This is a genomic window from Glutamicibacter sp. V16R2B1, assembly GCF_005774635.1.
Lineage (GTDB): Bacteria > Actinomycetota > Actinomycetes > Actinomycetales > Micrococcaceae > Glutamicibacter > Glutamicibacter creatinolyticus.
On sequence record NZ_VATX01000022.1, the window covers coordinates 85,766 to 98,144 of the forward strand.

11 protein-coding genes are annotated in these 12,379 nt (G+C 59.8%); 9 read left to right on the plus strand and 2 right to left on the minus strand.

The features are described from left to right. Nucleotides 1-8: 8 nt before the first annotated feature. Nucleotides 9-740: an IclR family transcriptional regulator gene (locus FDN03_RS14585; RefSeq protein ID WP_138178322.1), complete on the minus strand. Its 732-nt coding sequence runs from the start codon at nt 738-740 to the stop codon at nt 9-11. A 114-nt stretch (nt 741-854) separates the two neighbouring features. Between FDN03_RS14585 and leuC the strand changes: the two genes are divergently transcribed. From leuC to FDN03_RS14615, 6 genes are all read left to right on the plus strand, one after another. Continuing rightward, nucleotides 855-2,303 (plus strand): 3-isopropylmalate dehydratase large subunit, encoded by a 1,449-nt coding sequence (leuC, locus tag FDN03_RS14590; RefSeq protein WP_138178324.1) that lies wholly within the window; start codon nt 855-857, stop codon nt 2,301-2,303. Nucleotides 2,304-2,317: 14 nt separating this feature from the next. Further along, a complete protein-coding gene (gene leuD / locus FDN03_RS14595) occupies nt 2,318-2,923 on the plus strand; it encodes a 3-isopropylmalate dehydratase small subunit (RefSeq protein ID WP_138178325.1) in 606 nt (201 codons plus the stop codon). 266 nt (nt 2,924-3,189) lie between these two features. Further along, on the plus strand, nt 3,190-4,530 hold the full coding sequence (murA, locus tag FDN03_RS14600) for a UDP-N-acetylglucosamine 1-carboxyvinyltransferase (protein WP_138178327.1): 1,341 nt from the start codon (nt 3,190-3,192) through the stop codon (nt 4,528-4,530). Nucleotides 4,531-4,537: 7 nt separating this feature from the next. After that, nucleotides 4,538-5,320, plus strand: coding sequence for a lysophospholipid acyltransferase family protein (locus tag FDN03_RS14605; protein ID WP_249354611.1), 783 nt, complete (start codon nt 4,538-4,540; stop codon nt 5,318-5,320). A gap of 3 nt (nt 5,321-5,323) precedes the next feature. Beyond that, complete coding sequence (locus tag FDN03_RS14610) at nt 5,324-6,361, plus strand: NAD(P)H-dependent glycerol-3-phosphate dehydrogenase (RefSeq protein WP_283205492.1); 1,038 nt, start codon at nt 5,324-5,326, stop codon at nt 6,359-6,361. Next, complete coding sequence (locus tag FDN03_RS14615) at nt 6,358-7,479, plus strand: D-alanine--D-alanine ligase family protein (protein ID WP_138178329.1); 1,122 nt, start codon at nt 6,358-6,360, stop codon at nt 7,477-7,479. The genes FDN03_RS14610 and FDN03_RS14615 overlap by 4 nt, the downstream gene beginning before the upstream one ends. 63 nt (nt 7,480-7,542) lie before the next feature. On the opposite strand, the gene FDN03_RS14620 is transcribed toward FDN03_RS14615, so the two are convergent. Continuing rightward, nucleotides 7,543-8,058 (minus strand): DUF3515 domain-containing protein, encoded by a 516-nt coding sequence (locus FDN03_RS14620; RefSeq protein WP_138178331.1) that lies wholly within the window; start codon nt 8,056-8,058, stop codon nt 7,543-7,545. 75 nt (nt 8,059-8,133) lie between these two features. Here FDN03_RS14620 and FDN03_RS14625 point away from each other — a divergent pair, with 75 nt between their 5' ends. Genes FDN03_RS14625 through FDN03_RS14635 form a run of 3 tightly spaced genes read left to right on the plus strand, consistent with a single transcriptional unit; the run spans nt 8,134 to nt 12,351 of the window. Further along, nucleotides 8,134-9,189 (plus strand): LCP family protein, encoded by a 1,056-nt coding sequence (locus FDN03_RS14625; protein WP_138178333.1) that lies wholly within the window; start codon nt 8,134-8,136, stop codon nt 9,187-9,189. A gap of 20 nt (nt 9,190-9,209) precedes the next feature. Next, complete coding sequence (locus FDN03_RS14630; RefSeq protein ID WP_171021276.1) at nt 9,210-10,172, plus strand: DAK2 domain-containing protein; 963 nt, start codon at nt 9,210-9,212, stop codon at nt 10,170-10,172. Beyond that, nucleotides 10,165-12,351, plus strand: a complete 2,187-nt coding sequence (locus FDN03_RS14635; RefSeq protein WP_138178335.1) for an ATP-dependent DNA helicase RecG — start codon at nt 10,165-10,167, stop codon at nt 12,349-12,351. The genes FDN03_RS14630 and FDN03_RS14635 overlap by 8 nt, the downstream gene beginning before the upstream one ends. The last annotated feature ends 28 nt before the right edge of the window (nt 12,352-12,379 follow it).

Here is a 12,379-nt window from a genome sequence, read left to right on the forward strand (position 1 = left end):
GGGTGCTGCTAGTACGCAGGTGCGTCCTCCTGGACGCGCAACAGCTCCGAGAGTTCGTCGGCCGTCTGCACGACCGCCTCGTGGTGGATCTTGCCTGGCTGACGGGTCAGGCGCTCAATAGGGCCGGACATGGACAGGGCGGCGATCACCCTTCCGGACTGTCCGCGAACCGGCGCCGAAACCGAGGCGACACCCGGTTCGCGTTCGCCCAGCGACTGCGCCCAACCGCGGCGGCGCACCCCGGCAAGAATGGTGGGAGTGAAACGGGCGCTGCGCAACCCGTCGACCAGACGCTCGTTGTCTTCCCAGGCCAACAACACCTGGGCCGCTGAACCTGCCTTCATGGACAGTTGCGTACCGACGGGGATGGTGTCCCGAAGTCCCACGGGGCGCTCCGCGCTGGCGATGCATACGCGGTATTCCCCCTGCCTGCGGAAGACCTGGGTGCTTTCGCCGGTCTGGTCACGTAACCGAACCAACAGCGGGCCGGCGGCAGTGACCAATCGATCTTCACCTGCTGCCCCAGCCAATTCAACCAGTCGGTTACCGAGTTCAAAACGACCGTGCATGTCCCGGCCAACCAAGCCATGATGAGCCAGCGATTGGGCGATTCGGTGAACTGTGGGACGGGAGATGCCGGTAGCATCCACGAGTTGGGCCAGGGAGAATGGGCCCTGTTCCAGGGCGTTGAGGATCGCGACGGCCTTGTCCAGCACGCCGACACCGCTGCTAGTTGTCATGGAAGACATCCTTCCATCTCAATATTTGAGATTCAAGTCCGTATATTGGAAATCTCCGCCCAAGCGCTGGCACACTGGAAACTGTAGGAAGAACAAGTTGAAGGAGTGTGTCGTATGTCTGCGCAGCAGTCACCCGTGACACTGGCCGAGAAGGTCTGGAACGCCCACGTTGTGCGTCGCGGAGAAGGCGAAGGAGCCGCGCGTCAGCCCGATCTGATCTTCATTGACCTTCACCTACTGCATGAGGTCACCAGCCCGCAGGCCTTTGAGGGGCTGCGCCTGGCCGGTCGAAAGCTGCGTCGCCCGGATCTGACCATTGCGACCGAAGACCACAACACTCCCACGCTTGACATTGACAAGCCGATTGGGGACCGGACCAGCCGTACCCAGATCCACACCCTGCGGGATAACTGCAAGGAATTCGGGGTGCGCCTGCACTCGCTGGGCGACAAGGAACAGGGAATCGTGCACGTGGTCGGGCCCCAGCTGGGTCTGACCCAGCCGGGCATGACCGTGGTGTGCGGTGACTCCCACACCTCCACTCACGGAGCCTTCGGTGCTTTGGCCTTCGGCATTGGCACCTCCGAGGTGGAACATGTCATGGCCACCCAGTCCCTGAGCCTGAAGCCGTTCAAGACCATGGCCATCAACGTGGAGGGAACACTTAAGCCCGGTGTCACATCCAAGGACATCATCCTGGCCGTGATTGCCAAGATTGGCACCGGCGGGGGACAGGGCTACGTCCTGGAATACCGGGGCTCGGCCATCCGCTCCCTGTCCATGGATGCACGCATGACCATCTGCAACATGTCCATCGAGGCCGGAGCCCGTGCCGGCATGATCGCACCGGATGAGACCACCTTCGAGTACGTCAAGGGACGCCCACACGCACCGGAGGGCGAAGACTGGGACGCCGCAGTCGAGTACTGGAAGACCCTGCATACGGACGAAGGCGCCGAATTCGACGCCGAAGTCTTCCTGAACGCGGACGAACTCGAGCCCTTCGTTACCTGGGGAACAAACCCGGGCCAGGGTGTGTCGCTGTCGGACTCGGTGCCAAGTCCCGAGGACTTCGAAGATGAAAATGACCGTCAGGCGTGCGAACGCGCCCTGAAGTACATGGGGCTGGAAGCCGGAACCCCCATGAAGGACATTCGGGTGGACACCGTGTTCCTGGGCTCCTGCACGAACTCGCGCATGGAGGATCTGCGCGCCGCCGCCGAGATCATTAAGGGGCGGGAAAAGGACCCGGACGTACGCATGATCGTGGTCCCCGGCTCGGCTCGTGTTCGCCTGGAGGCAGAAGCCGAGGGCCTGGACAAGGTCTTCAAGGACTTCGGGGCCGAGTGGCGTTTCGCAGGGTGCTCCATGTGCCTGGGCATGAACCCGGACCAGCTCTCGGAAGGCGAGCGCTGCGCCTCAACCTCGAACCGCAACTTTGAGGGACGCCAGGGCAAGGGTGGGCGAACCCACCTGGTGTCACCACTGGTCGCCGCGTCCACGGCCATTCGCGGAACCCTGTCCTCACCCTCGGATGTCGCCCAGACTCCGGTTGCCGTCTAGAAAGGAACACTTCCATGGAAAAGTTCACCTCCCATACCGGAATCGGTGTTCCCCTGCGCTCGAGCAACGTGGACACCGACCAGATCATCCCAGCCGTCTACCTCAAGCGCATTACTCGTACCGGTTTCGAGGACGCGCTGTTCGCCGGCTGGCGCAAGGATGAGAACTTCATCCTGAACCAGGAGCCCTACTCCTCAGGCAGCGTGTTGGTGGCGGGTCCCGACTTCGGCACCGGTTCCTCTCGTGAACACGCCGTGTGGGCCTTGAAGGACTACGGGTTCAAGGCAGTGCTCTCATCAAGGTTTGCCGACATCTTCCGGGGCAACTCCGGCAAACAGGGCTTGGTGGCGGCCCAGCTGGCTCAGGACGACATTGAGTTGATCTGGAAGGAACTGGACAACAATCCAGGTACGAATATCACCGTGGACCTGGACTCCCGGACCGTCACCTGTGGTTCCCTGGTTGCCCCGTTCGATATTGACGACTACACCCGCTGGCGCCTGATGGAGGGGCTGGATGACATTGGCCTGACGCTGCAGCACGAGGACGCCATCACCGAATACGAACAGGCGCGGCCTTCCTTCAAGCCGAAGACCCTGCCAGCCCGCACTGCCAGCTGACTCCTGCTATTCGGTCACATCATGCTGTGGGCGGCGCCACCCGATTTCACATTGGAATGACGGCGGTGCCGCCCTTATTGCCTTCCAACGCAGTGCTTTCCCAAGATGTGGTGTGAATTGCCTGATAAGACGGAAATAATGTGGACGGCTCGCAACGTTGGAACCAAGAGGACACAGGGCCAGGCGGTATGCTGGCTTAGTCCTATCCACTTTCGGAATCCGAAGGCAGTGGACAGTTTCAACTACGTGATGAGGGTAATTCATTCATGGGCAAGATCCTGACAATCCATGGTGGTGTGCCACTGAAAGGCACCGTAAGAGTTGGCGGAGCCAAGAACTTGGTTCCCAAGGCCATGGTTGCCTCTCTGCTCGGCAATACACCCTCGGTCCTGCGCAACGTCCCAGAAATCAAGGACGTTTCAGTGGTGCGCAGCTTGCTGGAACTGCACGGGGTCAACGTCACTCAGGACCCGCAGACCGGGGACCTGACGATGGATCCCACCGACGCGAAGTCCGCCTCCAACCGAGCGATTGACGCCCATGCTGGTGACTCGCGCATCCCGATTCTTTTCTGTGGCCCGCTGATTCATTCGCTCGGCCAGGCCTTCATCCCGGATCTGGGCGGTTGCCGGATTGGTGACCGACCCATCGATTTCCACCTGGATGTTCTGCGCGAATTCGGCGCCGTGGTTCACAAGGGTGAAGACGGCATCCGGATCTCCGCGCCCCAGGGCCTGTCCGGCGCCAAGCTCGATCTGCCCTACCCGTCGGTGGGCACCACCGAACAGGTACTGCTCTCGGCCGTTCGCGCCCGCGGCGTGACCGAGGTGCGCAACGCCGCTATTGAACCAGAAATCCTGGACCTGATCGCGCTGCTGCAGAAGATGGGCGCCATCATCTCCGTGCACCGCGACCGGATCATCCGGATCCAGGGTGTGGATGAGCTCCAGGGCTATGACCACACTGCCCTTCCGGACCGCAATGAGGCTGCCTCATGGGCTTCGGCCGCACTGGTGACCAAGGGGGATATCTTCGTCGAGGATGCCCAGCAGCGGGACCTGACCGCTTTCCTACACGTATACCGTCAGATTGGCGGCGAGTTCGAGGTCAAGCACAATGGCATCCGCTTCTACCACCCCGGTGGTGAGCTGAACCCGCTGATCCTGGAAACCGACGTCCACCCGGGGTTCATGACCGATTGGCAGCAGCCGTTGGTGGTGGCCTTGACCCAGGCCAGCGGGGTATCGGTGATCCACGAAACCGTGTACGAAAACCGCTTCGGCTTCACCGAGGCACTGCAGCGAATGGGCGCAACCGTCCAGGTCCACGTGGACTGCCTTGGCTCCACCCCCTGCCGCTTCGGCCACCGCAACTTCAAGCACTCTGCGGTTGTCATGGGCCCAGTCGACCTTCGCGGTACCGATGTGGATATCCCGGACCTGCGTGGCGGGTTCTCCCACCTGATCGCGGCGCTGGCCGCCGAAGGCACCAGCACCGTAACTGGAATTGAAATCATCAACCGCGGTTATGAGCACTTCACTGAAAAGCTCATCTCCCTGGGCGCCAACGTAGAGCTCCATGAAGCAGGAGTGAAGGTTGGCAGCTGACAGCACGGTGAGTAAGGAACCACTGAAGTCCAGGCTGATCTTTGCAGGCCTGGCCGGCGCCGTTCGGCCGGTCTTGAATGCCTTGATCGGCAAGACCTGGAAGGGCTTTGACTCCCTTCCGCAGGGCGGCTTCATCCTCTGCGTCAATCACGTCACCAAGATCGACCCGCTCGTGATTGGCCACGCGATGTACAGCAATGGCCGATTGCCGCGTTGGCTGGCCAAGGAATCTTTGTTCACAGCCCCCGTGCTCGGTTGGATCATGAAAGCCTCCGGGCAGGTGCCGGTGGCCCGCAAGAGCAGCGCAGCCGGCGACTCACTGGTGGTGGCCAAGCAGGTGCTGGACGCGGGTGGGGTAATCATCATTTACCCAGAAGGGACGCTGACCCGCGACCCGAACCTGTGGCCTATGCGCGGGCACACCGGTGCGGCGCGTCTGGCCCTGCAGACCGGTGCCCCGGTTGTGCCCATGGCCCACTGGGGTGATCAGGAACTGCTGCCACGCTACAGCAAGAAACTGAACCTGTTTCCGCGCAAGCACGTGGTGGTCTCGGCCGGACCCGCGGTGGACCTGGATGATTTGCGCAATGGTCCGAGGACCCGTAGCGTCCTGCAGGAGGCCACGGACCGCATTATGCGTGAGGTGACCCGTTTGCAGGCCGAGCTACGCGGTGAAGAGCCGCCAACCAAACTATGGGATCCCAGCGAACACGGCCAGGCGGCCACCGGTTCCAGCTACGACGCATCAAACCCTGTCACCGAAAAGAACAAGCCAGCCGTAGAGGACTGAAAAGTGCCGAAAACCTTGCCACGTAAGATCGCCGTCATGGGTGCCGGAAGCTGGGGGACCACCTTCGCCAAGGTGCTGGCAGACACGGTAGAGCATCATGACATTCCCGTGATGATCTGGGCGCGGCGAAGCGAAGCAGCGGCGGAGATCAACGAACGGCACACGAACTCGCGGTACCTTCGCGAAACCAAGCTGCCGGCGAATATCAGCGCCTCAAGTGACAAGGCCGAAGTACTTGCCCAAGCCGATCTGGTGGTTCTGGCCATCCCTTCGCAGTCCTTGCGCAGCGAGCTCGCCGAGTTCAAACAGTACCTGGAGACCGGGGCGGTGCTGCTGTCCTTGATGAAGGGCCTGGAGCGCGGTACAGATCTTCGCATGAGTGAAGTGATCGCCGAAGTGACGGCACAGCCACAGGACAAGATCGCGGTGCTGTCCGGCCCGAACCTCGCCATGGAAATCGCCCGGGAGCAGCCAACGGCATCCGTCGTAGCGTGCACCGACCCGGAAGTCGCCAGCTGGATTGCCGAACTCTGCTCGGCTCCGTACTTCCGTCCCTACACCAATGATGATGTGCTGGGTGTTGAGCTCGGCGGAATTGTCAAGAACATAATCGCGCTGGCCGTGGGAATGTGCGATGGCATGGGCTACGGAGACAACACCAAGTCAAGCGTCATTACCCGAGGTCTTGCCGAAACCACCCGCCTAGTTCTCTCCCTGGGCGGACGCATGGACACCCTGGCCGGACTTTCCGGGCTAGGGGATCTGGTGGCCACCTGCTCATCGGCGCTGTCACGCAACAATACAGCCGGCCGCCTGTTGGGTCAGGGCCTGTTCCTGGAAGAGGTTAACGACCGCATGTCGCAGACGGCCGAAGGCATCAAATCAGCAAGGGCCGTTTTTGACCTTGCCACGACTCATGGGGTGGATATGCCCATCACCGAGGCCGTCACCATGGTTCTGGAGGGGAACTTGAGCGTGGAAAACATGGCCCAGCGCTTGCTGGCACGTGATCTTAAATCCGAAGGAGAGCTGCAGTCATGAGTGAGGCTAAGGAAACCAAACCCCGGGTTCTGCTTCTGATGGGCGGCCAATCCTCCGAACATCCGGTTTCCTGTGTCACTGGAGCCGGCGTCATGCATGCCATTGATCCGGAACAATTTGAGGTCATTCCGGTGGGGATCACCCGCAAGGGTGCCTGGACACTCGTCGAACAGGATCCGCGCGACTGGTCGCTGACCGGCGGCGAACTACCCGAGATCACTGCCGTCAGCACCGCTGTGGCGCTTTCGAGCAACGGCGTGGAAACCAGGCTGATCGCCCGGAATGGGGACAAGGTAGAGGATTTGGGCAAGGTCGATGTGGTCTTCCCACTCCTGCATGGACCTTTTGGCGAGGACGGCTCCATCCAGGGCCTGCTGGAAATCAGCGGAGTGCCCTATGTCGGTTCCGGCATCGCAGCCAGCGCTGTCGGCATGGATAAGCACTTCATGAAGGTCATTTTCGAGGCCGCCGGGTTTAACGTCGGCCCCTATGTTGTCATCGGCAACAAGGAATGGCAGCGCGAGCCACAGGCGTGCCTCGATAAGTGTGATGCCCTGGAATACCCATTGTTCGTCAAACCCGCTCGTGCCGGTTCCTCTGTTGGCATCACGAAGGTTGATTCCAAAGACGGACTGGCGGCCGCGATTGACTTTGCTCGCGCCGAGGATCCCAAGGTCATCGTCGAGCAGGGCATTGAAGGTCGGGAAATCGAGTGTGGCGTGCTGGAGGGCAACGGCGCTAACGTTGCACGTGCTTCACTGCCTGGCGAGATTGCGGTGGAAAGCCCGGATAACGCCTTCTATGATTTCCAAGCCAAATACGTCAATGGAGCTGCGGCAAAACTGACCTGCCCGGCGGTGCTCAGCGATGAAGCTACTGCCGCCATTCGTGACCTGGCGGTCAAGGCATTCGACGCCGTCAACGCGGAAGGGCTCTCTCGGGTTGACTTCTTCTACACCCCGGAAGGGGAGTGGATCATCAATGAAATCAACACCATGCCCGGATTTACTCCGTCGAGTATGTACCCACACATGTGGCAAAAGACCGGCATTGATTACCCGGAGTTGATTCATCGACTGATCGATCTGGCGTTGGAACGTACTACTGGACTGCGCTAAGACACGATTTACTGCCAATAGGCAGCACCCGGTATGCCGGGTGCTGCCTATTGTTTCGTGTTCCTACATGTTGTCCAGGGCCTTGTCGTACGAGACGCATTCACGTTCGGCAGGGATCTTGCTTGCCGCATCAGCCAGGGAAGCCGTGACAGTGCTCGAGGGAATTTCTTGAGGATCTAAGAGAATCTCCGTGGCCGGGTTTCGTCCATAGGTGGTCAGCGTCCATACTCCGTCGTCTCCCTCCCGAGCAATCCAGTCAACCCCGTTGACCGAGACGCACGGGTCCGGAGTAGGCCCGGGCACCTGGACGCCGCACCGAAGCACCACCTGAGCAGGATCTCCCCAGGCCGCAGTAGCTTGGGAACTGGTGGGGCGCTTTTCGACGTCACCCATGACCTCCGGCAGGACGACCATCATGTCGGCACAGCGAGGATTGGCGGCATCTGGTGCGGCTTCAACGTTCAACACAGCCTGACACCCCGTCAAAAGTGTGACGGTTGCCACGGAGCCAGCAACCAAGCCTGCGCGTTTACTGAATCTTGAGACTCGACTTGATAACGGTTTGCGAAGAAAACTCATTTTGGCCACCTTATTAGCGTACCTGTCATTTCTGATAGCTAAGATGTAGTGAGTTAAAAGTGTGAAAGGTTGCATATGTCTGAACGAACTGCAGCGGTGGAAGAGACTAAACGTCCACGGCGAAAGAAACGTCGGGGACTAGGTGTCCTCATCACTGTCTTGGCACTTGTTGTCGTAGCGGCAATCGTCGCTGGCCTCTATGTTTGGAACTTGGGACGCACTTTCGACGAAAACTCGCAGCGTCTGCCCGACGCATTTCCGGCAGAGGAAACGCGCCCGGAGGTGAAAGAGGAATCCAAGGACGCGGTAAATATTCTGCTTTTGGGCAGTGACACTCGCGAACAACGCACTGACGGGGATGATGACGAGGGGTTCGGCACTCTGCCCAACGGTGGTCGGTCTGACACCATGATGTTGGTCCACATTCCTGAGAACCGTGAAAATGTGTACGTCACCTCCATCATGCGCGATACGTGGCTGGACATTCCCGGCGTTGGAACCGCCAAGATCAACCGTGCGTTTGCCAGCGGGGGAGTTCCCAAGGCCGTCGAAACGCTGGAAAACCTCTTCGGGGTGAGAATCAACCATGTTGCTTCGATCGACTTTGAAGGATTCAAGGGGTTGACCGACGCTCTGGGCGGCGTCACTATCAACAACCCGATCGCCTTCCGACAGTCGATCACCAACGGGATGTATTTCCCGGCAGGAACCCAGACACTGGATGGCGAACAGGCCCTCGCATTCGTCCGGGAACGCAAGTCTTTCCCTGGCAGCGATTATCAACGCGTGAAAAATCAGCAGCTGTTCGTGAAGGCGATGTTGGGACAAATCATGTCACGGGAGACGCTGACGAATCCCGGAAAGGTATCGGATGTCATTTCAGAGATCTCTCCCTTCATTGCGGTCGATGACTCGCTGAATTCTGCCGCCGTGGCTAAGCTTTCGACCGGTATGCTGGATGTGCGTCCCTCCGATATGACCTTCTTTACGCTTCCGAATAAGGGACCGGGACGGTCGGCAGACGGACAATCCATTGTCATTCCTGACATGGAGGTCATCGACAAGTTCGGTAAGGCGTTACAAGACGATAAGGTCGATGACTTCGTGGCGTCCACAGACTTGTCACGATGATGCAGAAAGATTGATTCCCCATGAGCCAAAAACTCGATACCTCCGGACGGGCCATCACCCAATGGCTGGAACGGAGTGTCAAGAGTCTAGGCAATCACTCGGATCGGCTCAACGCGATTAACGTCTTTCCTGTCGCGGACGGTGATACAGGCAGCAACCTGTATCTCACCGCCCGCGCCGGACATGACGCCGTGAGTGAGTTGGACAGCCCGGACGTGGGTGGATATCTGGAAATAGCCGCCCGCGCCGCCATGGAGTCCGCGCGTGGCAACTCCGGAACATTGCTTGCCGTCTTCCTCAGCGGTTTGGCTGAACCGCTGATCGGCGCTGACCGTCTCACCGCGCCCGGGTTGGCGGCAGGCCTGGAACGGGCCAAGGTGCGGGCATGGTCCGCTCTCAGCGACCCAGTAGACGGAACCATGCTTTCGGTAATCAACGCTGCCGCTTTGGCGGCGAGCAGCACCGTAATGCACCTGAAGCATGACCCGGAAAGCCGAGCAGCCCTGGACGAACTGCTGACACAAGTCGCTCAGGCTTCTCGGCTGGCTGTCCAGGGAACAGAAAATGAACTGCCGAGCCTGGCGGAAGCCGGCGTAGTGGATGCCGGCGCTGTGGGCATGTTGATCATCATTGATGAATTGTGCGCCGCAGTGCGCGGCACGGACGCGCAGTTTGAATTCTATGAGACCTTCCACGGATACAACATCCAAGACCCGCACGTCCACCTTTCGGTGGACAACGCCGAGGGGGTAGAGGTGATGTGCACCGTCACCTTGGATGCACTCGGTGCCGCTACTTTGCGCGGGCAATTGGATTCCATTGGTGATTCGGTGATCATGTCGCCGGTGAACCAGCGGGGCAAAGCATTCCGCTGGCGCGTACACGTGCACGTCCCCGAACCCGAAGAGGCGTTGGCCCTGATCCGCCAGCATGCCGAACCGGTCAACCTTAGTATCACCGACCTATGCCACCACGATGCCTGAAATGACGCGCAGCTCCCTGCTTGAAGCTCCTTTGGCTACGGTTGTTGGGGGCAACAATGCCAAACAGCTGCAGAAGGCCTTCGGCTACGAAACAGTTGGTGAGTTTTTAGCACACTTTCCACGACGCTATGTCGAAGTAGGGGAACTGACCCCGATTTCGGAGCTTCCCTACGACGAGCACGTCACCATCGTTGCCCGCGTGGTAAACACCAGCCAGCGCAAAATGCACTCCCGGCGGGGATTCATCTTTGAGGTGACCGTCAGCGATGAGCTCGACGCCAACGGTCAGCAACTGCGGATGACATTCTTCAACGGATATCAGGCCCGCAATGAACTCCAGCACGATACCGTGGCAATGTTCTCCGGCAAGGTCAGCTGGTATCAGGACCACCTGCAGCTCAGCCAGCCGGAGTACGCGATCCTAGATGAGGCGGCCGAAGCCGACCCACGACCCATCCCGATCTACCCGGCATCAGCCAAAATGCCGAATAAGAAGATCCGCGATCTGATGCAGCTCGTACTTGACCGTCTATCGCCCGCCGATGTCCCGGAATTCATCCCACAGAACCTATTGGAGTCCCGCGGCTACGTCAACCGCTTCCAAGCCCTGCTGGAACGACATCAGCCCCAGGAGATCCGTGACGGGTACCGGGCACGCGACCGCTTCGCTTATGAGGAAGCGCTGCTCTTGCTGTTGTCCTTAGCCGAGCGCAGCAGCGAGGTCAGCCAGCAGCGGGCCACACCCCGTCCACCCAAAGCCGCAGGAATCGCGGTCCGCTTTGATGCGAACCTGCCCTTCCAACTGACCGACGAACAGATCACCGTGGGGAGGGAAATCAGCGACGACCTGCAAAAAGCGCACCCCATGCACCGACTGCTGCAGGGCGAAGTTGGCTCCGGAAAGACCTTGGTGGCCCTGCGAGCCATCCTCCAGGTCATTGATGCCGGGGGACAGGCAGCACTGTTGGCCCCGACCGAAGTTTTGGCGACCCAGCATTACGAATCAATCCGCAGCATGCTCGGACCCCTGGCTGATCCTGGCCTCTTTGGTCAGGGTGAAGGCACCGGTGTTGCCCTACTGACCGGCTCGGCCAAAACTGCGCAACGCCGACAGGCTCTGCTGGGGATTGCCAGTGGTGAAACCGGGCTCATCATCGGTACCCACGCCTTGCTGGGAGAGCAGGTTCAGTTCGCTGACCTCGGGCTGGTCGTAGTTGATGAGCAACACCGCTTCGGGGTTGAGCAGCGGGACACGCTGCGTGCCAAGGGCAACGACTCGGTCCCGCATACGCTGGTAATGACCGCGACCCCGATACCCCGAACTGTCGCCATGACCGTGTTCGGTGATTTGGAAATCTCCACCATCCGGCGAATGCCCTTTGGCCGGGCTCCCATCACCACGCACCTGGTACCGCTGCAGTTGCCCGGGTATCAGCAGCGCATGTTTCACCGGATCGCCGAGGAAGTGTCCAAGGGGCACCAGGTGTATGTAGTATGCCCTCGTATTTCCGACACTCGCGGTGAGAGCGGCGTGCCCGCTGTATCTGCGACTGCGGGCGGCAGGGAACCAATGAGCGTCGAGGCCATGCATGAGCTGATGCACTCCATCTCGCTTTTCAACCAGGTGCGCGTGGAGTCGCTCCATTCCCAATTGCACGCCGAGGACAAGCACGCAATCATGGAAGAATTTGCTGCCGGGGAGATTGATGTGCTGATTTCCACGACGGTCATTGAAGTTGGTGTTGACGTTCATAACGCGACGTTGATGGTCATCGTTGATGCAGAAAATTTTGGTATTTCCCAGCTCCACCAGCTGCGCGGTCGAGTAGGCCGCGGTGGCTTGCCCGGCACCTGTTTGCTCACCACCTGGTTGGACGCGGATCACCCCTCGGTGAACCGGCTGCGCACCGTGGTGGGAAGCATTGACGGGTTCGAACTTGCCGAAGCGGATCTGGCCGAACGCAAGGAAGGCAACATCCTCGGAGTCCAGCAGTCGGGCAGCCGTTCATCGCTAAAGGTGCTCAGTGTGATGAAGGACCGGAACATCATCGAGAGGGCACGCGATGACGTGGCGCTATTGACGAGATCAGGGACATGGAAGACTGATTTTCCACGTCTTGCCACGTCCCTTGCTTCCTGGGTGGATGACTCCACCCGCGAATTCCTAGAGAAGAACTAAAGTGACGTTTTTGAGCGATTCAGGGAAG

Coding starts and splice junctions, on each gene's coding strand:
- FDN03_RS14585 (WP_138178322.1), bottom strand. CDS start 740: ATGACAACTAGCAGCGGTGTCGGCGTGCTGGACAAGGCCGTCGCGATC.
- leuC (WP_138178324.1), top strand. CDS start 855: ATGTCTGCGCAGCAGTCACCCGTGACACTGGCCGAGAAGGTCTGGAAC.
- leuD (WP_138178325.1), top strand. CDS start 2,318: ATGGAAAAGTTCACCTCCCATACCGGAATCGGTGTTCCCCTGCGCTCG.
- murA (WP_138178327.1), top strand. CDS start 3,190: ATGGGCAAGATCCTGACAATCCATGGTGGTGTGCCACTGAAAGGCACC.
- FDN03_RS14615 (WP_138178329.1), top strand. CDS start 6,358: ATGAGTGAGGCTAAGGAAACCAAACCCCGGGTTCTGCTTCTGATGGGC.
- FDN03_RS14620 (WP_138178331.1), bottom strand. CDS start 8,058: ATGAGTTTTCTTCGCAAACCGTTATCAAGTCGAGTCTCAAGATTCAGT.
- FDN03_RS14625 (WP_138178333.1), top strand. CDS start 8,134: ATGTCTGAACGAACTGCAGCGGTGGAAGAGACTAAACGTCCACGGCGA.
- FDN03_RS14630 (WP_171021276.1), top strand. CDS start 9,210: ATGAGCCAAAAACTCGATACCTCCGGACGGGCCATCACCCAATGGCTG.
- FDN03_RS14635 (WP_138178335.1), top strand. CDS start 10,165: ATGCCTGAAATGACGCGCAGCTCCCTGCTTGAAGCTCCTTTGGCTACG.